Raw genomic sequence first — 17,961 nt, forward strand, 5'->3', positions numbered from 1 at the left:
AAGCCCGTCGATATCCAATTTTCCGTAGCGTAGAGCACTTGCCGCTGGGTAACACGAAGCGGAATCGGTGCTGAGGACTTCGCACCGCCGCTGGATCGGTTCGCGAGGCTCACGCTCAGGCCTCCGTGCGAGTCCCGTGGTTGAAACAGGCTTCAGCCTGCCTTGAGCTTCATGCCGGTGATCTTGCCCGAGCGCACCAGATCTTTGACGATGCCCATCGATGCCTCGACTGTGGCAACACCGACGTTGGCTGCCGTGGAGACGATCTTGACGCGCCCCACCCCAGAGGCACTCTGCACCTCAGCCATGACCTCCTCGTTGAACTTGCGTTCACGTGCGCTTCCAGGGCGGTTCGTGACAGGGTATTTTCCGAAGGCGGAATTTTTGGTGTCCAACTTGACCATCACCGTTAAGGGCTCATCGGCGTTTCCACCCCGGATCGCGCGGCGCAAAGCGGGATCGATCTGTTTTACGCGCACTCCGGCCTTCGTCCCTTGCGTGGTTTTGCGCGCAGGCGACCTCGAGGCGCGCGGGACGGCGCGCGAGGAGTTGACGACGACGGCGACGGGCTTGGCCATATACCACAAGACTATACGGCAGAAAGCAGGGCCCTGCCATCGAGTACGCCCGCGCCACCTCGGCTCACATCCCAGCCGGCCGGCTGACGCGCAGTGCGCTTGAGCAAGGCTTTCAACTGGGCAGGGGTAAGGTCTGGAGCGCGCTGGCGGATCAGTGCCAGCACACCTGCCACATGGGGCGCGGCCATCGAAGTTCCAGTCGAGATCGCAAATTCATCCCCCCTGCCTGCGGAGAGAACATCGACCCCGGGGGCACAAAGGTCCGGGCGAACGGCCCTGCGCACTGTGGCGCTCCCGCTGAACTTGCACACGCGGTTACGCCCGTCAACCGCCCCGACTCCGATGACGCCTGCGTAATTGCCCGGGCTGCTGGAGGTGTCCACGCCCGAGTTCCCCACTGCGGCAACTACGACGATGTTCTGATCTATCAACTCGCGAACCACACCGAGGTACGAATCGTTATAGCGGGAATCTCCGAAGCTCAGGTTCAAGACCTGCGGTCTTTCGCCGACGATCCAGTTCAGTGCATTCACGACGAGTTGATCCTGCTCGCCCTGGGAAGGGGCAGGCTGCGGGAATATCTGCACGCTCACGAGTTTGGCTTGTGGCGCGATGCCAACCTGCACCCCCTCCACGCGCTCCCCCACGAGGGTTCCGCCAGTGTGCGTTCCATGGTGGACTGAGGTGCCTACGTCGCTGTCGCGTGCGCGTGCCTTTCGAACCTTGGTGCCATCAGCGCCAAAGGCGGCATATCGGAACCGGCGTTCGGCTCGCATCTGCGCGAACACCGGGTGGGCTGCGTTGATGCCGGTGTCGAAGTGGCCGATGGTCATTCCTTGGCCCAGTAGATCGTCATCCCAGAGAGTAGGCACACCGATTCTGCTCAAGGTCTTTACCGGTCCATCGACCAGTGCTGCGGGTGCGGCCACTTGATACCTGAGCGGCAAGATCAGCGGTACGAATCGGGGCATTGCAATCACTTTGCGGACGCCAGGGACTTCGCTGACCTTGACGAGATCTGCGGAATTGACAGCCGCCATCACTGCGCCCAAATTCTCCAGCACCATGCCCCCACGTTCAGGCTCTGCGGCAAACCCCAACGGGACAGGCCCTCCGGCCCTCGACAGGTCGGTGCGGCAGCTCGGGTTGAGTAGAAGATCCTTGACAAGATCGTGGACATCTTGCGTGCGCTCACTCAGAGAGTGCAGGTTGGCGGCGATCGCCAAAGGGGCGGGACCTCGGTGTTGCGTCTTCTCAACGAGAACCAGTACGCCAACGCGCTCTCCGCGGCGTGCTGCACTTGCAACGCTGGAGTCGATCACTGCGGCCATGGCTTACACGGTGATCAGGTCAGATGGCTTGCGCAGGCGGCGGTAGATGTCCACCGTATCAAAGGCCAAAGGAGCAAGGCGGGTTGATCGCTTACGCGCATAGACGTCGACGGCTTGATCCGCCAGTGCACCAAACGACAGCCCGGTTTTCGCCTGAAGCTCGACAACCGTTGTTTGGTAGCCCTGGATTGCAGCAGGCACTTTTTCAAGGTTGACTGCCAGCGGCTCGACGCCTTTCGCCTTGAGAAGCCTCGCGACAGCCTCGTCTTGCTTGATGAAGAATGCCAGTGAGCGCAGTTCCGGCTTGGCCTTGCCGACGGTCCAGGCGACAACCTTCCAATACGCCAGTGGGATCTGCACCTTTCGCAGGGACGGATCTGCGTCGGTGAAGAGGCACCCTGAAAACACGCAGATGCGTGCGTCGTTGGCGTTGGCGGTGTCAAGCACATGGTTCTCGACCTTGGCCCACCACTGCTTGTTGAGCTTGGGCACCTGAGGCGCGCAGTTAGAAAAATGGAAGGAGTCGGCCTCGCCGCGCGCCGCCTCGGTGTCGTCCGCGCCCCATGCAGGATCCAATCGGCGCACAAGGTGCCCGCGTTCGAAGCCCGACTTCTTGTAGAAGGCATTGCCGACTTGGTAGGCGCCATAGGCGTTGTCGTCTCGATCATCGATCCACCACGTGTCGGCGGCCCGATCCCCCAGACGACGCTCGGTCGCGCCGTCGATGTTGACCGCGGTCCAGTAGGCCAACTTGCGGGAAGGATTCAGAAGAACGGAGAAGTGCTCATAGGCCAAGGCACCCAAAGTCGCTGTCTTCTTGAGAGCCTTACCGAGCGCTGGTGTGGGCACCCGCAATGCGAGGAAGTAGGGATCGTAGCCAGCGCGGTTCTCGTACTCGGGATCGCGTTTTTCCCAGGACAGCGGTGCGATCCGACTCGATTTCGACATTTCCGTCTCCTCGGCAAAGTGCTGCGGCGACGCCGCGATGTTGAATGTGAATCCAATGGTAGTGGGAATCTGAAGTTTTCATCTGTTGATGCGAGACCAACTTGGTCTCAGAATTCTGCACCGACTATGAACGATGACGTGCTCCCGGGAGGGACGATCCGGCCGCGGCCGAAGCGCCAAGACCGTTCTGGCCGACGACGGAACGCAGCACATCGGGGTACCGCGCGACCATGCTGGCGCCTTCGAGCCAGTGCTAATCCCAAAACACGAATGCCGCTTCAACGACAAGATCGAAATCATGCGCGCGCGATGACCTGCCACCTCCTGCCGTACCATCTATGACGAGGAAGTCCGGGGTTGCAAGATTAATTGATCGCGATGGTTGTTGAACTGGCTCGAACTGCATCGCCAGCGCGTTGGCGACGTAGCTCGGCGAACTTCGCCGGTGGTATTTGCTGGAAACTGCTGTGCGGCCTGACCTCGTTGTAGTCCCGCGTCCATGCCTTGATGGCCGATCTGGCCTGCTCCAGCATCTCGAACCATTGCTCGCCCAGGTATCTGAATGGCCGATGGGCAGGACAACGGCGCGACACAACGAGAGATCGCACGCGTCACGGGCATCTCGCGTCACACGATTCGCTTCTCTCAGAAGCAGTCCACCAGCCTCGACGATGTCGAGCCGCCGGCCACAGCTGGCGACGTGCCAGCGCGAACTGCCCCACCCTGGCCGCCGCCCCGGTCTCCCGGCGCAGCGCCGAGCAGCATCACGTCGGCATGCGAGCCAAACTGGGCATTCATCGAGTCGCAGTTGAAGCTCACCCACAACGTAATGGCTGTGTACCAGGATCTGGTGGACCAGTTCGGCTTCGACGGCGCCTACAACTCAGTCAAGCGGTTTGCAGCCAAGTTGCGCAAGCGCGAACCGCAGCAGTTCGACCGGTTGTCGCTCACGGGCTGCGTCAAGTCCACGCCGGTGAACCCGACGCCGACGGCCCCGGTGGCCTGCACCACCGTTCAACCCGCCGGGGATAAGGGCTTCGTGCAGTTCCTGGTGAAAGTGGACTGGAGGAGAAAAAGCTCTATCCGTCTGAAATGGAGGCAGGAAAGATAAAAAACAACTAAGAAAATGACCCAGGACCTCGCTGGAGGCGCTGGTACACCACTCAAGTTGCCCAGAACACTCTGACTTCAGAGAGTCGCTCGGTTGCAAATGCGAGCCTGATTCGGAGTCATAAAGTACATCGATCTTGTGCCCGTCTTGCTGAGGCAGAGCGCTTAGTGGTCGGCCTGAAGGTGCGGCAGTGCACTCAGCATGTTGAGCAATTCCTGTTGCCGGCCAGTGCGTGTTTTCGAGAAGATTGAGGCCAGATGACTGCGCACGGTGGGTAGGCCGATGCTCAGGCTGCTAGCCATCTGCGCGGGGCTCTGGCCGGCCATCAACAGGGGCAGCAGTCTTGCCTCCGCACGACTCAGCCCGAATGCATTGGTCACGAATTGGGTGGCCGCTTGGTTGCTGTGCTCGGGATCAGCCAGCACCAGCATCTGTGCGTTGCGTAGATCGCCGTTCGCGGTGGTAAGCGGTTGAGGCAGCGCGAACGCGAGCGCGACCAAGCCACGACCGCCCCTGCTGTTGGCCCCCATGTGCAGGCTTGCGCCACGCCCTGCGGCACAAGCACGGATGAGCACTGCGAGCTCGCCTTGGCGGGGCGTCTCGAAAGGCAGCCCGCCCATCCAACGGGCCAGCGCCGGTTGGCTGGCCATGCGGCTCACCGTCCGGTTTGCGTGATGAATGTGCAGTGCGGCATCCAGGAACACGACCCCGAAGTCCAGACTGTCCAGTCCGCCACGCATCACATCCAGTTGCTCGCGCAGACTGCGCTGGTTCCAATGCAGGGTAAAGGCGCGCAGCAGGTGCGGCAGCAGGCGCTCGAACAGGCGCAGATCGGCCTCGGAGAAGTCGACCGCCTCTTCCGGGCGAAAAAGGCTGATAAACATGGGCGGCGGGGCGCCCGGAGTCGATCCATCGGAGATCACGCCGGACATGGCATAGAGCGCCGGCATCCGGCGCATGAACTCGCGCCAGTACACGGTCTGGCACAACTCCGACGTGGGTATCACGTCGCTGGCGCGGCGCGCCACACCCGTGCGAAACAGGCCCTGCTCAATGCCGCGCAGCAAGGGTGCGTCGTGCGCCCACCAACGCTCCGAGTACTCGCGCGCCAAGCCTTCGGAATAGTTGTGCGCGGCATAGAAGGCCTTGTCGCACTGCCCTTCGCCCATCAGCACGAGCAGGCCGATATTGGCGTGAAAAACATCGCACAGATGACCGAGGAGTCGTCTCCAGGCACCGTCGTCGCCCACCGAGGCGTAGCACGCGTCGATCAGGCTCACCAACGCATCGGTGGTGTCGACGTCATCGGTACTAGGCCGTTTGGCCTGCGCGCTTTCATTCATGTGAATGATTTCTTTCTTCCACAGCGGGGCGAGTATCCGCCGCGTCGATCACATCAACCCGGGAGGATCATAGACATGAACTGCAGCGACAGGAACTGCAAGCGGGCTCGCCTGCGAGCCATCGCCATCTGCGTCGGGCTGGCCATGGTTGGCGCTCAAGCCATGGCCCAGTATGCCCAGGTCGAGGTGGATAGCGGGACAGACCGCACCCGCTACAGCGGCAGCGGCCCGCATTCGGCCCTCTCGCAGGGGCAGCCACGCGCGGCCGTCTTCGTCGATGCACCCGGCGCAGGGGGCACCCAGATCATCTCGACGCCGTCGTCGATCCAGATGGAAACCTACGCACCGGCGCAGTCGAACCCATCCTCCAGTCTCTTGCTCAACACGTCGGAGGTTCGCACCACAGCCGCCGATCAGGTCAGCGGCAATGCATCGACGGTGAGCGTGAGGCCGCAGGAGGCCTACATGAGCACCGTGAACGCGGCGACAGGAAACATCGCCGGCTCGAACACAACGCTCAACGGTACCTTCACGGGCGTACTGAACTCTGGCCTGGCACCGATCAGCGGACTCATGACCAGCGACGACGGAACCAACACCCTCGTGGGCAACACGAAAAATACCGGCACCTTGAGTGTGTTGGGCGTTAGTGCCACAAACGGCATTGTGAACGCCGGCAACATCGGCACCAGCACTCTGACGACCACCAGCAATGCAACGATCGGCGGTACGCTGTCCGTGACGGGCACCAGCACGACCCACGGCATCCTCAACACCGGCAACATCAGCACGGACACGCTGACCGTCACTGGCAGGACGCGAACCGCCGGCATCGACAACGGCGGGCAGACCATCACCAACGTGGCGCCGGGCGTGGCGCCCACCGATGCCGCCAACGTCGGCCAGGTCGATGCCATGGCCCAGGGTCTTGCGGCCACGACGGCCCAGCAGGCCGCCATCAATGCTGCCCAGCAGAACATCAACGCCACGCAGCAGCTGACCACTCATCGCATGCAGCAACAGATGTCCGAGAATCGCCGCGTGGCGGGTACCGGAGCGGCGGTAGCACTCGCTGCGGCTTCCGTTCCGGCCCTGGAGACTGGCAAACGGATAGGTGTCGGGCTGGGCGTTGCCAGCTACGACGGACAGTCCGCGATATCACTGAGCGTGGCGGCGCGCGTGTCAGAGCAATTGCAGCTCAAGTTCAACGTCGGCACGGGCCCCGGCGGCAAGGTCGGCGCCGGGGCGGGCGGCCTCTGGTCGTGGTGATACGCTGCCCGGCGGACCCGCCGTGGGGCATCTCTGGGGAGAGCTCAATCCCGAAGCCCCTGCCGACACCCGCCCGAAACCGATGCGGGGCTTGCCGTGACGACTGAGAACATCGCGCTACTCAGTCTGATCGTTTCTGGACTTTCCATCGTCCTCGCCCTGTTTGCGGTGTTTGGGCCGTGGCTGCCGTTATGGATGGGCAGGCACAAGATCACTGCACACGGCTCCCCCTTTCAATGCGACGACTACCTGACGCTGTCCATTTCCGTGAGCAACGTTGGCAAGCGCCCCGCTACCATCAGGTTTGTCCAGGTGCAGCTCCCGAGTTCCACGACGCTGAGTTTTCCGTTGCTCCCAATAGGGTCGGCCCATCTCGATGTCGGCGATATCGTTGAAATGGTAGTGCCGCGTGAGGTGGCCCACCACCTTTGGAAGGAAATTCCAGATCTTCACCACCTTGAATTAGCGGTCGTCGACTCGGCAAATAGACCTCATCCAATTTCCATCTCGGGACGGTCCACAAAGACCAAGGCGCTTCGCCAGTTGTGAATCCGCCGCAGGTTGAATACGTCGTCCATCCGGCAACTGATCAGCCAGCACCCGTCGACGACACGCTATTGCAAAAGAATGAGCGGTTCAACGCTGTTTCGTCGAATGCGGTCAGATTCATGAAACGGCGCGGGCGGGCCCCAAATGCGGAGCGCCGCAAGCCGTGGCGGTCGCAATCGAGGCGACCGTCATCGCACCATTGGCCGGTACGCAAAGTCGGAGTCGCTGGCAACCAGGCAGAAGGTGTCGATCTTGCGATCGAACACGGCCTCCATCGCATCGAAAGCCAGCGCGATGTCTGCGGTGTTCTTGCCGGCCGCCTGTTGGTACTGCAAGCATGGGGGAGTGCCAACCGGACCAGCGCCTCCCGCCACTTGTGGGCCAAGGTGCCGTGATTCCCGTAGCCGCGGCGCAAGACAACGCGGCCGAACTGGGCGATCACGCGCAATGCTCACTCAAGGATTTCCGGGGTGACGTTGTCGCAACGAACGAGGACTGCGACGCAGGTTGAAGCGCGGTCAGCATCGCGAGTTGGATGCCAATGGTCTCGACGCACTCCTCTTGATACCACTTGCCCTGGCTGTTGCCGAACACGGCTTCATAGCGCTGCAGGATCGGCGGCAGCCCGCTGAGAATTTCGGTTGTGCCCCTTCTCATTCCCGATGCCTGCACCTGCGAGACCGTAGAACGCCATCGCCGCGCTGTCAGCATTCAAGACGGCGTCGACGCTTCTGCCTCCTTCGCCGTGCAGCCAAAGAGGCCCATCGGGATACGCGATCTGTCGCTTTTCGGCTGCCCGCAACGCAAACACGTATGAGTCAAAAGGCTGGAACTCTAGATCGCCGGATAGGGCAATACGGGCAGCGCAGCGCGCCCACAGGCAGTCGTCGCAACGACAGTGCAAAGAACGAGGGTAGGGCGGAGTCGACGGATTCGCTTCGTGCCACCCAGTGCAATCGTTGGTAACCAAGAAGCCATCCCATATTCTCGCGGGGCGACTGGTGGAACTACCTACCGTTCGCCGTACGGCAATGCCAACCGATTGATCAGTCTTTCCGCTGCCCGATTGCGGATCTCAGACTTCAAAGTCCGACAAGGACTTTCCCGCAGCCAGGGCGTCAACCACCCATTTGGGCCTGCGTCCGCGGCCACCCGCCCAAGTCTCGCCATTTCCGTTGCGGTATTTCGGGAGAATGGCAACGTGGGTAACTTTGCGACCTTTGGTCGCGATGAGCTTCAATTCCGTCGCGGTGATGCCATACTCCACGATTTTTTCGCGTACTTCCTCGATCACAGTGTTGCGCTCCGCCGCGCGCAATCCCTCCACCTGCTTTTGCAACTGAGCACGTTGCTGCTCCTGCTGTTCGATTTGTAGCTTGATATCGGCGAGCGATGTCATTCAGATTCCTTCTGGATCAGTTCCGTGCTTGAGTAATTCCGCAATTCATTGCGGCACACGAATTGTGCTCGAAAAATCCCCAAAGCCATATCGCCAACTGCAGCCTGGTTTGGACAATCATGCATGCGCTCCTGCGCAGCTTGGCAGAACGCATCGCCCCTCTTCCGTCAATCCGAATCAGGCAGAACCGAATCCGAGGGCGCTCACCTTTCGCACTAGGACAGGGCAAGAGGGGACAGATCACTCATTGAACGGACTTCGTTGACCGCATGGACCTCTACTTCCTCTGATTTGATTCGTTCTCTCACACACTCGCCCCTTGCACTCTGTTGCCTGATAACTCGAGATGACTAACCTCACCTCCGGCGAGTTGATACCCATGCCCATAGACCGAGCGAAGGGTGAAACTATTCCCTGGATGAAGTTTTAGCTTTTTTCGCAAGTTCGAGGCACAAACATCAACCGTACGCGGCGCAGAATCATGTGCCCAGATCGTTCTCAGCAGCCAATCTCTCGTCAGTACACGCCCCATATTCCGAAAAAGCTCAAAGGCCAGCTTGAACTCTTGAGGGCTCAGATGCACCAAACTACCTTGATAGAGAACCGTACGACTTCTCACTCGAAAATGGTAGTCCTGCAGGATCAGATCTTGATCGCTTTGAGCTGAGGCGATTCGCCTCGCCATCATGCCAAGCCTCAGGCGCAGTTCGCGCAACTCGAAGGGGGCAAGCAAGAAATCCGTGAAACTCAAGCCGAGGTAATCAGCACTGATTCCCTGCAATTTCCAAAGGTCACTGTTGTGCAATAAGAAAATTGCGGACGCACATGTCAAGTCGCGAATGGCCCGAACCTGACTCAGGTACGAATCGCTCGCGTTGCGCAAAGAAATCAGCAGCAAGTCAAACTTCTCGCCACTGTGCAATCCGCTCTCAAGAGCCTGCAATGCGTCGAATGAGACAACACGACATCCGACGATAAATTCAACGCAATTTCGTAGAACTTCGCTGTCTTCTACCCCCTCAACGATCAAGGCAACGCGTAGCGCCTGAATTTTTTCTTCAACGTCATCGCACGAAGCATTGGCTCGGTTCATTGTCTTGAATGTCCCCACTTCTTAGCTGTGCAGACACCCTCTCGACCCCCACCTCGCCGACGCGCAGGCTGGCCACAACGCAGTCGACGCTTTTCAGCGTGCCGTCGTCGATCGCCTCTAGGCAACGCTCGGCCAGTCGCGTCGGCTCTTCGGCTCGTCGGCGGAGCTGCCGTACACAAAGGCCTTGAAGGGACGGCGCACGCGTGGAATCGCGAGACATGAGCTACGGGCTGGTGCGGCTGCCGGCGGCGCTCAGCGCGGCAGCAGGTCCAGGCATTGGCGGCGGCACCACGCGGCGCACGGCCCGGCTGTCGTCCAACACGACCTTGTATCGGCATACAAGATAGTTGGTCAACTGGGGCGTCTGGAACTTGAAGTGGTAGTCCCATCCACTCGGTGCCGAGCGCGCCACTCTGCCGCTTCAGCGCCTGCCCGAGCACGGCGAGCACCTGGGCCTGGGTGATGCCGGACTTGATCTCGCGAAAGCGCTGGAGCCGCGACACAACGCCGTCGCGCAGAAAGGGTTCCCTGAAGTCGAGGCGGCGCACCTCGACGTCGGGGTAGTCCAGATTGTCGGTGTTGCTCACGGGGCCCACGGAGGTGGCAGCGCTGAGCAGTGCGACGGCACACGAAGGCGGTAACAGCGGGTGATGCACACAGGTCTGATTCATGGCCTGCATCCTCTTGGGTCAGATGGGTCGTTCAACAACGCTCTGACAGATAGAGCTCGTCCTCCTCTCAGTCCACCTTCACCTGGAACCGCACGAAGCCCGTGCCGCCCGGCTCGACCGTGCCCATGAAGCGCCAGTCGATCACGCCCGTGGCCCCGGCGGGCTAGGCAGTGGTGCAGGCCACTGCGCACCGCAGGCGGTGCATTCGCCGGCGTGGTCTTGACGCAATCCGTGAGCGATGCCGGCGTGGTGCAAGTGGTCGCGCTCACGTGTCGATGCGAAAGGCGCAGTACGGCGACGCCGCACCCGATCAGGTAGCTGCGCACAGCGCTGGTCCGCGGCGCAATGAACTGCAGGTAGTCGTCGGCGCTGCCTTGCGCATCAGCATCGCTGATGTGAATCACCACCAGCGCCTCGGTCGCCTTGATCTGCGCGGCCGGCATGCTCAGCATGTCGTGCGACTGCGGCTTGATGAAGGACTTGGCGGGCTCGCGCAGCGCCTCGGCCTGTAGAGGAGTGTAGACTGCAACTGTAGCACTCCTAGTTGGCACGCACTCTCCCCAGCCTGTACCCTACACGAGAGACCGAGCGCAAACAAAAATCCCCTCCCGCAATCGAATCAAGCTTTTTGCGCAACCGAGACACCAAAACATCCAACGAACGACCGCCGCCTGGCTCAGCACATCCACGGGCCCCGCTTGGCAGCATCAATCGCGGGACAGGAGCATCAAGATGTCGAACCAGCACCCGTGCGATTTCAAACTCGCTCGGACTCAGAATGACCTCCCTGCCCGCGTACTCAACGGCCAAACGGCTGCGCGTCAATTGGAAGCCGTACGGGTCATGCCGCTTTCCACTGCCCCGGGGCGACGCCCCACCGCAGAGCGACAAGATTCGAGGAGCAACTTCCTCCCACCCCCAAGCGCCAAACAAGAAATCGTCAACATCAAGGATGGAAAATCCCGGCACCCCAAGTACGGCGTGCAAGTTGACTAGAACCATCACAGGAGCCATCGAAGCAGAGTTTGAGCGAATGCCAAATACAAGCTCCGGCAACGCACACCCCACCTCATCCACCATCAAGAGAAACAGCGCGATACCAGACATCGACGCAACCGCCAGCAGGTCCTCTTTGTGCTGCACGCAAACCAAGTCGAAACCCGCATCTTTCAGCCGCCGGCGCAGCCAGTCAACCTCCTCATGCGAGCTCATCAACAACACAATCCGGCCGTTCATTTGTCCCATCGCATTTCTGTAGTCCATCCTCACGAATTGCTTGTCAGAACGTATCAATCAGCAGATCAGACGCCACACTCGATCAAGGCGCAACTTGAGCCAGTCACGGTTCGTGGCGGAGTGAATAATCTTGGATTTGTTTGGTCATTATTACAAACACAGGTCGTGTGGACAAATAAGAAGATGACCTGTTGTGGGACAAAGTTCACAAAGGCTGTTGAATTCCACCGATCCCTTCCCCGAAACTTCCATCGAATACTGACCCATCCACTTTGTGAGCCTGAAGGCTTCACGATGTGGGGAAGTGCTTGATGTTTTCCTTTTTAGATTGGGATGTGTAGGTTTGCCGCAGATTGCGCCGCTGTTTCCGCGATTTGGCTGCCTCGATCGCGACTCAGAGCGCCAGCTCGCCAACGTGGCTGTCGAGCTTGCTTGAGTTTGCCCGCTTGGCGTAGCGCGGCGTTTCTTCGCCGGCTCACAGGCACTTCTTGATGATGTTGCGAGACAGGCCTGCACGCCTGGCTATCTCGCGAATGGGCGGCTGCTCGCGCAGGGCCCGGCGTCTGATGACACTCCATGTCGCCACATCCGTCACTCCCAGGAGCCTCTGCTTTAAAGATCAGCTGAGTACGGTTTTTACGTGAGTCAGCCTTTGACGGAAATTAGTGAGTTAGCTGGGTCAATTTTCAGTAGCAATCAACAAACGAAGCACAATGGAAACCAATCGTGAGCGCATGTCCAGCGCCAAATCTCGCGCCGCCCCCAAGAAAAAGGCCGATGGCGTGGCGCCGACTCTCCGCGCTCAAGGCTTGCGGACCCGCAACGCGCTGGTGGACGCCGCCAGAAAGCTGCTGCTTGCCGAAGGACCTCTCGGCTTTACCTTACGACGTGTGGCCGACGAAACAGGCGTGAGGATCAGCAACGTACAGTATTATTTTTCGGGTCGAGCGGAGTTGTTGCGCGCAGTGATGAAGCCCTTACTCGACGAGTACGTTGTACTAATCCAAGAGGCGGAGAAAAATTCCTCTACCCCTGAGGCTGCAATAGCGGTTCTGGACGCAATGCTAGACAGTGTTATTGAGCATGCAGAGCATGAACAAAAAGTCATACTGATTCCCCACTTCTGGTCGATGGGCGTCGCGGACAAAGAGTCGGCGCGCGTGCTCAGCGAGGCGTATGAAGCCTTGATCTCAGGTGTCGCAGGGTTGATCCGCCGCGCCTATTCGGTCATCCCTGCAACTGAAAGTCGGCACCTAGCGGCAGTCCTGATCAGCTTGAGCGACGGTTTATTCGTGCAACTGGGGATAGCTCGTCAGGATGACGCGTCCATTCGTGAGATAGCAGTGCGCGTCCGGGAAAGCGCTCACTTGCTATTGGCCCATGCTGCAGCTGCCGCTACGGCGTCGTAGCTGTTCGATGTTGAACCCAAAGGCCCGAATCTAGGAGATGGGAGCTGTGGCCGCGGCAAGGAGGCCTTTTCGAGAAATCACCTCAATGGGATCGCCGCCGCGCCTGATACCCAGGGTCGCCGATTGGGCGACCACAATGCCACCTGGTACCCCAAAAGTCGAACTCTGCACGACCGCACGTGTCGTCCCATCAGTCGGAGTCGCGCCAATCGACGCCTCAGACCGATGCGTGCAGGCCGCGTGGCATCTGCATGGCGTGGCCGTGCTGCGCGGCTTGGAGCTGGAGCGATTGCTTGGTCGCAAAGTGCGTACGGAACTATCGAGCATCTGCACTCATCTGAAGATGGCCGCCCCGATCCTGGATCGAACATGTCCCGCAAGCCTCATATGCGTGGACCCGATGGACGCCTGCCAACTGGCTCGTGGCGAGCGTTGGGCTCGCTTCGAGGAAGTCGTCGCGATGGCGCGCGGGCCGGTCATGAAAATTTCACTAAGCATGGCCAACGTCGCGCGAGGATTCCGCGCCCCACACCCGTCGAGCATGTCGTTGCCCTGCTCGCGGTAGATGGGCTTGAGTTAAGAGAAGATTGCGCACCAACTCAAGCGCTCGTTCTCGATCGCAGACCACCAGTTTCGTTGCTCGCGCAGCAAGCTCAGCGGGAGTTCCACGGCCAGACTCGTGAACCTAGTGTCAGTTCGACCTTCGCACTGAACTGCGGTCGCGTCGCTTGCACGGACTCGACCTTGGAAAATCTTACGGTCCAGACCACCGAAGTCCAGGCTCTTTCCCAACTCTTGGACGAGCTTCCCGCGGGACCTTAGAATTTTCGAGAAACGGAGAGAACCAAGCGATTGCTATCTACAGCACGAATCTTGTTGTTTTCAACAACCTGGAAGAGTTCCCGCACCTTGGTCTTGGGAATCACGTACTCGATACTCCAATTCATATCCCACCGCTTGTGAAGCAGACCGATCGAATAGTCGCTGTAGTTGGCTTCCTTGAAGTTCCTGATGCGTTGGGTACCTGCGTGCAGCTTCAGTGAAGTCCGATCAGTCAGCGCGAGCTTGTAGTCAAGATCCAGGAGCCAGCTCCCGCGCGAGTTGTGATCACCGCGCGCATAGCAGTCAAGGGCTTTACTGGGATCGGCAGACAAGGCCAGTAACGTCCCGCATACTGATCCAGTGTTGACGCCGCGATAGTTCTTCGAGATCACATTAAGGATGCGGCCTTCAAGTGCACCCCAACCGACCTCAAGCAATGCGTAGGACGTGTTGTACTTGCTAGTCCTCACATCCGCTGCCACCCCGGTGTTCACATCAAAAGAATGCGGAGCATCAAACTTCGCGCCAGGAAAAACCTCTGTGGCCACACCCAACCCAAAGTGCCATCCCTCGGGATCCCCAAAGCGATAGCCAGAGCCAAGCAGCAGGGCATAGCCATCGCTTCCCAGGTTGACCTTCCTGCTGACCGTGGTCAACTGGGCCAAGGCGATCACACCACTTTCATGGGCAAACTGCACACCCAGCTGGATCGCAGGTTGATTGAACGATTCGGAAATTCCCCGATTTCTCTGGTCGCTGAGCAACTTGACCTCGGTCTCCAATGAATAGCTGGCAGTTTCATCGGCATACGCGGAGGCGGAAATGACGACGAGCAGAAAACTCGCAGCGACCATTTTCAGCAAGGAGCGGTTCATACGCATTTTTCTTTCGGAGGAGTGAGTGATGATGGGGGAAAATCACAGCCGGCAGACAGGGGTCGCCGGCAAAGCGTTGATACGCTGCAGCTGCTCGGTTTGCCCCAGGATTTCGCTGCCGACGTAGGCTCGGATGTGCAATTCCCCCGACTTCACGCGCAAAGCGCCTTTGTATTTCTTGCTGGCGCGAGGGTCATACACCCAGCCGTCGCGCCACGCATCGTTCTCATAGCGGTCGAGCCGAGCAATCTCCAGCCCGCAAGTGTCGAGAGGCGTGCCAGCATCCTTGTCCCATATGACGCGCCCACACAAGGAAGCGGGGTTGTCGGAGCAAGGCCTGAATTCGAGGACGCCATCCTTTTCTGCCGTCATCCAAAGGCCCTTGGCATCCTCTGGGCTCGCGGCCAATGCAAACGGGGTGAGAGTGATCAGAAGTACTGCGAATGGAACTCGAAGCAATCGAGTCACGCAATTGAGTGAAAGAGTCATAGATTTTCAAGATAGAAGTACGCCGCCCCGTCAACGGACAAGACGTACGTAGAAAAAATGGTATCTAACGCGAAGGCGTGCGCTCGTTTCTTGAGTGCCGTGAAACACTCGAGAGAACGACGTATGCGAAAACGCGGAATCGCAACGTTGAGTGGCCGCGCCTTCACCAAGCCTTCTAGGGAGGATCGAGTGACTGAGCTGAGACGCGTCGCTTCATCAGCGCGCGCCAATTGGCAGCTGCGCCCATCGTCGAAAAGCGCGACAAGGAACCTCTATGAGCGAATGGACGGCGTGGCGCCCGCGATGCTTCCGAATGACCGTCGCTCAGTACGCCCACGCACGCCCTTGCTAGGCGGTTCATGGTACGGTCCTCGGCACCGAGTGAATGTCTGCCCCTAAGTCGGGTGTCTGCATGTTGTCTCCTTTTTTATATATACACGTATACGATATTACATATGAATGAGCCTAGTGCCAAGTCTCGAGGCCGCCCGCGTCAAGCCGCCGCGGATGAAAAAGAGATGCGAGAGCGCATAGCCGCCGTGGCGCGCGAGTTGTTCTTGCGTGAGGGAGTGGATGCTGTTTCCATGCGTAACATTGCCAGCGAAGTGGGGTGCTCACCGATGTGGCTATATCGCTACTTCGACAACAAGCAGGAGATCCTTTGGCATGTTTGGGACATGATCCTCGACGAGCTTTTTGACCGCCTGGGACAGATCAAGACGAGATCTCCACGGGCGCGCTTGGAAAAACTCGCGCTGTGCTACCTCGACTACTGGCTGGAGTACCCGGAACGCTTCCTCATCGTGTTTCTGCAACCAGACCTTGAACAAGGAGCGACTCGCAGCTATGTGGAAAACTCCGACCGCCTCAAGTACTTTGACCTTTTCACACACACGGTAGAAAAGGCGCAGGCTCAGGGCGAACTCGGCAGCTCGAATGCCGCTTCGGTGGCTCAAGGTCTGATGTGCGTCCTGCAGGGATTAGCCCTGAATTTCATCACCATCAGCGACTACCCGTGGGCCGACATCGCATCGCTCAAGCGCCTGACTGTGAAAAGCTATCTGTCCGGGCTGGCGTCATCCGATAGCTGATCAGGCGCCTTCCTCGCTCGGGCTGACGATGGCGCGGCGTTCGCTTCGCACGCTTGCTCCCGATAGATCCCGAACAGGCCGACCAGATCGACCTTGAGCGTCAAGGCGCATACGTTTGGGATTCCGGTCGCAGGCTTGACTAATTGGCGGTAGGCGTCGTCGGCATCCGTGTACTTTTTCCAAGCACCTGAGCGACCTGCTCGGCCGCGATATAGCTGAAGCCCATGATGGTGACGCTGGGGTCGACCGAAGGCCCTGTCGGCAGCACCGAAGGATCTGAAACGAACAAGTTCTTCATCCCATGGACGCGATGGCTCGAATCGGTAACCGACGTCTTCGGGTCTTTGCCCATGCGGCAGCCACCGAAAGGGTGCGGCGCCGCAATCATGAGGCTGCCGGGCTTGATCTCCAGCGCGTCAATGCGATCAATTTCGGCCGCCGAAGACAGCGTCGTGCGGCGCCAGTCGGGCAGCATGACCGATGTGGCACCGGCCCGGAAATTAATCAGGGCCGCCTTCTTCATTACATCGCGCAGCATCTTCTGCGTGATAGGCCCGTAGGGATAGAGGACTTGACGTTGGCCATCGCTGTCCAGCTTGATCTCGCCCAACTCGTCGGGATGGTCGTCGATCCAGCCGATGGCGCCGCCAACATTGGGCAAGTTTGCCATCCAATCGACGGCCTGGCCATCGAATCCGGGAACGGTGTAGCCCATCATCGCCGGCTGGAGCTGATCCGGAACGAGCATATAGCCGCCCTCAACATAGTTGCCCTGTGCGTCGTAGCTCGCCCGGCGGAAGTGTTCACTGCCATAAGCAACGGGAATGTTGCGCCACAAGACGATGGGCTCCTTGAACATGCCATGTGCGAAGACAGCCGGGTTCATGCCGAAGTGCTTGCCCAGAGCGGGAAGAGCCTCGCGCAGTTGCGACTGAGCCAGCAGGAATGCCGGCGTGTTGAAGCCACCTGCGGCCACAACGAACTGCTTAGCCTTGATGACGACGGTCTTGCCGCTGGGGCGGTTGCGTCGGCGATCGATCACGCTAGCCGTCAGTTGCGTCACCTGTGAACCGTCGAAGCTGAAGGACTGCGCCTTCAGGTCCGCGTAGATCCTCGCGCCGAGCTCCATCGCGGCCGGGATACTGGTGACGAGCTGACTTTGTTTGGCGTCAATGCGGCAACCCTGCATGCAATGACCGGAGCGGGCGCAAGGCTTGCGGGCCGACTTAACTGCGGCGCCGGTCCAGCCGAGCGCATCGACGGCGTCGCGGAAGAGTTCGTTCATCCGGTTGTAATACGCCGGCCCGTGCTCCTGGATGCTGAGCCGGCGCTCGACGTCAGCAAAGATAGGGCCGAGTTCGGCAGCGCTGTGGCCGGTGATGCCATACTGCTCGTTCCACAGGGAGAGCCGATCCTCGGGCGTGCGGTAGCTGTCGGCCCAGTAATGGACCGAGGTACCTCCCACCAGTTCGCCATAGGTCAGTACCGTCGAGCCGTCGGTGGAGGTGACCAGGTTGCGCTCGGCGTCGACCTTGCCGGCCTGGTTCAGTTCCCGATTGTCGAAGGTCGACGAGGGGTAGTAGCCGCCTTTTTCGATCACGACGACATCGATGCCGGCCTCGGCCAGCTTGTAGGCCAGGGTGGCCCCTCCGCAACCGGAGCCGATCACACACACTTCGGCGGTGATTTGCTCCACTTGCCCGTAGTCGGTGAACTCAAAAACCTTGTTTTCCATGTTGAATGCTCT

At 59.7% G+C, this 17,961-nt stretch carries 17 protein-coding genes and 3 pseudogenes; 7 read left to right on the forward strand and 13 right to left on the reverse strand.

What is annotated here, in order from left to right:
* Window positions 1–152: 152 nt before the first annotated feature.
* From ACAM52_RS21620 to ACAM52_RS21630, 3 genes are all read right to left on the reverse strand, one after another.
* Window positions 153–578, reverse strand: coding sequence for a hypothetical protein (locus tag ACAM52_RS21620; RefSeq protein WP_369631558.1), 426 nt, complete (start codon window positions 576–578; stop codon window positions 153–155).
* Between the two features lie 11 nt (window positions 579–589).
* Window positions 590–1,804 (reverse strand): S8 family serine peptidase, encoded by a 1,215-nt coding sequence (locus tag ACAM52_RS21625; RefSeq protein WP_369631557.1) that lies wholly within the window; start codon window positions 1,802–1,804, stop codon window positions 590–592.
* Between the two features lie 108 nt (window positions 1,805–1,912).
* Window positions 1,913–2,857, reverse strand: coding sequence for a DNA/RNA non-specific endonuclease (locus ACAM52_RS21630; protein ID WP_369631556.1), 945 nt, complete (start codon window positions 2,855–2,857; stop codon window positions 1,913–1,915).
* 166 nt (window positions 2,858–3,023) lie between these two features.
* On the opposite strand from ACAM52_RS21630, the pseudogene ACAM52_RS21635 reads away from it, so the two are divergent.
* Window positions 3,024–3,149 (forward strand): annotated as a pseudogene (locus ACAM52_RS21635) (IS256 family transposase); the annotation flags it as partial.
* A gap of 73 nt (window positions 3,150–3,222) precedes the next feature.
* On the opposite strand, the gene ACAM52_RS21640 reads toward ACAM52_RS21635, so the two are convergent.
* The gene (locus tag ACAM52_RS21640; protein WP_369640837.1) at window positions 3,223–3,390 is read right to left on the reverse strand and encodes an integrase core domain-containing protein; all 168 of its coding nucleotides are present in this window, start codon (window positions 3,388–3,390) and stop codon (window positions 3,223–3,225) included.
* A gap of 29 nt (window positions 3,391–3,419) precedes the next feature.
* On the opposite strand from ACAM52_RS21640, the gene ACAM52_RS21645 reads away from it, so the two are divergent.
* Window positions 3,420–3,968, forward strand: coding sequence for a hypothetical protein (locus ACAM52_RS21645; RefSeq protein ID WP_369632840.1), 549 nt, complete (start codon window positions 3,420–3,422; stop codon window positions 3,966–3,968).
* Between the two features lie 164 nt (window positions 3,969–4,132).
* Here the strand turns inward: ACAM52_RS21645 and ACAM52_RS21650 are convergent, their stop codons facing one another.
* Window positions 4,133–5,311 (reverse strand): helix-turn-helix transcriptional regulator, encoded by a 1,179-nt coding sequence (locus ACAM52_RS21650; protein WP_369631555.1) that lies wholly within the window; start codon window positions 5,309–5,311, stop codon window positions 4,133–4,135.
* A 75-nt stretch (window positions 5,312–5,386) separates the two neighbouring features.
* Here ACAM52_RS21650 and ACAM52_RS21655 point away from each other — a divergent pair, with 75 nt between their 5' ends.
* On the forward strand, window positions 5,387–6,580 hold the full coding sequence (locus ACAM52_RS21655) for a YadA-like family protein (protein ID WP_369631554.1): 1,194 nt from the start codon (window positions 5,387–5,389) through the stop codon (window positions 6,578–6,580).
* A gap of 96 nt (window positions 6,581–6,676) precedes the next feature.
* Window positions 6,677–7,129: a hypothetical protein gene (locus ACAM52_RS21660; RefSeq protein ID WP_369631553.1), complete on the forward strand. Its 453-nt coding sequence runs from the start codon at window positions 6,677–6,679 to the stop codon at window positions 7,127–7,129.
* 206 nt (window positions 7,130–7,335) lie between these two features.
* On the opposite strand, the pseudogene ACAM52_RS21665 reads toward ACAM52_RS21660, so the two are convergent.
* The 3 genes and pseudogenes from ACAM52_RS21665 to ACAM52_RS21675 all read right to left on the reverse strand — a co-directional run.
* Window positions 7,336–7,685: pseudogene (locus ACAM52_RS21665) on the reverse strand (NYN domain-containing protein); the annotation flags it as partial.
* Between the two features lie 519 nt (window positions 7,686–8,204).
* The gene (locus tag ACAM52_RS21670) at window positions 8,205–8,528 is read right to left on the reverse strand and encodes an H-NS family nucleoid-associated regulatory protein (RefSeq protein WP_369631552.1); all 324 of its coding nucleotides are present in this window, start codon (window positions 8,526–8,528) and stop codon (window positions 8,205–8,207) included.
* 304 nt (window positions 8,529–8,832) lie between these two features.
* Complete coding sequence (locus ACAM52_RS21675) at window positions 8,833–9,621, reverse strand: response regulator transcription factor (protein WP_369631551.1); 789 nt, start codon at window positions 9,619–9,621, stop codon at window positions 8,833–8,835.
* Window positions 9,622–10,561: 940 nt separating this feature from the next.
* Here ACAM52_RS21675 and ACAM52_RS21680 point away from each other — a divergent pair.
* Window positions 10,562–10,804 carry a hypothetical protein gene (locus tag ACAM52_RS21680; RefSeq protein ID WP_369631550.1) on the forward strand — a complete coding sequence of 81 codons (243 nt, stop codon included), beginning with the start codon at window positions 10,562–10,564 and terminating at the stop codon, window positions 10,802–10,804.
* 28 nt (window positions 10,805–10,832) lie between these two features.
* Here the strand turns inward: ACAM52_RS21680 and ACAM52_RS21685 are convergent, their stop codons facing one another.
* Window positions 10,833–11,555, reverse strand: coding sequence for a winged helix-turn-helix domain-containing protein (locus ACAM52_RS21685; RefSeq protein WP_369631549.1), 723 nt, complete (start codon window positions 11,553–11,555; stop codon window positions 10,833–10,835).
* Window positions 11,556–11,925: 370 nt separating this feature from the next.
* Window positions 11,926–12,123 (reverse strand): annotated as a pseudogene (locus tag ACAM52_RS21690) (IS21 family transposase); the annotation flags it as partial.
* A 118-nt stretch (window positions 12,124–12,241) separates the two neighbouring features.
* On the opposite strand from ACAM52_RS21690, the gene ACAM52_RS21695 reads away from it, so the two are divergent.
* On the forward strand, window positions 12,242–12,937 hold the full coding sequence (locus ACAM52_RS21695; RefSeq protein WP_369631548.1) for a TetR/AcrR family transcriptional regulator: 696 nt from the start codon (window positions 12,242–12,244) through the stop codon (window positions 12,935–12,937).
* Between the two features lie 818 nt (window positions 12,938–13,755).
* Here ACAM52_RS21695 and ACAM52_RS21700 read toward each other — a convergent pair.
* Both ACAM52_RS21700 and ACAM52_RS21705 read right to left on the reverse strand, forming a co-directional pair.
* The gene (locus tag ACAM52_RS21700) at window positions 13,756–14,634 is read right to left on the reverse strand and encodes a TorF family putative porin (RefSeq protein ID WP_369631547.1); all 879 of its coding nucleotides are present in this window, start codon (window positions 14,632–14,634) and stop codon (window positions 13,756–13,758) included.
* Window positions 14,635–14,676: 42 nt separating this feature from the next.
* Window positions 14,677–15,006: a DUF2147 domain-containing protein gene (locus ACAM52_RS21705; RefSeq protein ID WP_369644596.1), complete on the reverse strand. Its 330-nt coding sequence runs from the start codon at window positions 15,004–15,006 to the stop codon at window positions 14,677–14,679.
* A gap of 572 nt (window positions 15,007–15,578) precedes the next feature.
* Here ACAM52_RS21705 and ACAM52_RS21710 point away from each other — a divergent pair.
* The gene (locus tag ACAM52_RS21710; protein ID WP_369631545.1) at window positions 15,579–16,214 is read left to right on the forward strand and encodes a TetR/AcrR family transcriptional regulator; all 636 of its coding nucleotides are present in this window, start codon (window positions 15,579–15,581) and stop codon (window positions 16,212–16,214) included.
* A gap of 139 nt (window positions 16,215–16,353) precedes the next feature.
* Here the strand turns inward: ACAM52_RS21710 and ACAM52_RS21715 are convergent, their stop codons facing one another.
* Window positions 16,354–17,949: an FAD-dependent oxidoreductase gene (locus tag ACAM52_RS21715; RefSeq protein ID WP_369631544.1), complete on the reverse strand. Its 1,596-nt coding sequence runs from the start codon at window positions 17,947–17,949 to the stop codon at window positions 16,354–16,356.
* Between the last annotated feature and the right edge of the window lie 12 nt (window positions 17,950–17,961).

It is taken from the genome of Variovorax sp. V118 (assembly GCF_041154445.1).
In the GTDB taxonomy this organism is placed as follows: domain Bacteria; phylum Pseudomonadota; class Gammaproteobacteria; order Burkholderiales; family Burkholderiaceae_C; genus Variovorax; species Variovorax boronicumulans.

Bases quoted from the DNA above. Each gene is read 5' to 3' on its own strand.
- ACAM52_RS21620 (WP_369631558.1), bottom strand. From the start codon at position 578: ATGGCCAAGCCCGTCGCCGTCGTCGTCAACTCCTCGCGCGCCGTCCCG.
- ACAM52_RS21630 (WP_369631556.1), bottom strand. From the start codon at position 2,857: ATGTCGAAATCGAGTCGGATCGCACCGCTGTCCTGGGAAAAACGCGAT.
- ACAM52_RS21640 (WP_369640837.1), bottom strand. From the start codon at position 3,390: ATGCTGGAGCAGGCCAGATCGGCCATCAAGGCATGGACGCGGGACTAC.
- ACAM52_RS21645 (WP_369632840.1), top strand. From the start codon at position 3,420: ATGGCCGATGGGCAGGACAACGGCGCGACACAACGAGAGATCGCACGC.
- ACAM52_RS21650 (WP_369631555.1), bottom strand. From the start codon at position 5,311: ATGAATGAAAGCGCGCAGGCCAAACGGCCTAGTACCGATGACGTCGAC.
- ACAM52_RS21655 (WP_369631554.1), top strand. From the start codon at position 5,387: ATGAACTGCAGCGACAGGAACTGCAAGCGGGCTCGCCTGCGAGCCATC.
- ACAM52_RS21670 (WP_369631552.1), bottom strand. From the start codon at position 8,528: ATGACATCGCTCGCCGATATCAAGCTACAAATCGAACAGCAGGAGCAG.
- ACAM52_RS21675 (WP_369631551.1), bottom strand. From the start codon at position 9,621: ATGAACCGAGCCAATGCTTCGTGCGATGACGTTGAAGAAAAAATTCAG.
- ACAM52_RS21685 (WP_369631549.1), bottom strand. From the start codon at position 11,555: ATGGACTACAGAAATGCGATGGGACAAATGAACGGCCGGATTGTGTTG.
- ACAM52_RS21695 (WP_369631548.1), top strand. From the start codon at position 12,242: ATGGAAACCAATCGTGAGCGCATGTCCAGCGCCAAATCTCGCGCCGCC.
- ACAM52_RS21700 (WP_369631547.1), bottom strand. From the start codon at position 14,634: ATGAACCGCTCCTTGCTGAAAATGGTCGCTGCGAGTTTTCTGCTCGTC.
- ACAM52_RS21705 (WP_369644596.1), bottom strand. From the start codon at position 15,006: ATGACGGCAGAAAAGGATGGCGTCCTCGAATTCAGGCCTTGCTCCGAC.
- ACAM52_RS21710 (WP_369631545.1), top strand. From the start codon at position 15,579: ATGAATGAGCCTAGTGCCAAGTCTCGAGGCCGCCCGCGTCAAGCCGCC.
- ACAM52_RS21715 (WP_369631544.1), bottom strand. From the start codon at position 17,949: ATGGAAAACAAGGTTTTTGAGTTCACCGACTACGGGCAAGTGGAGCAA.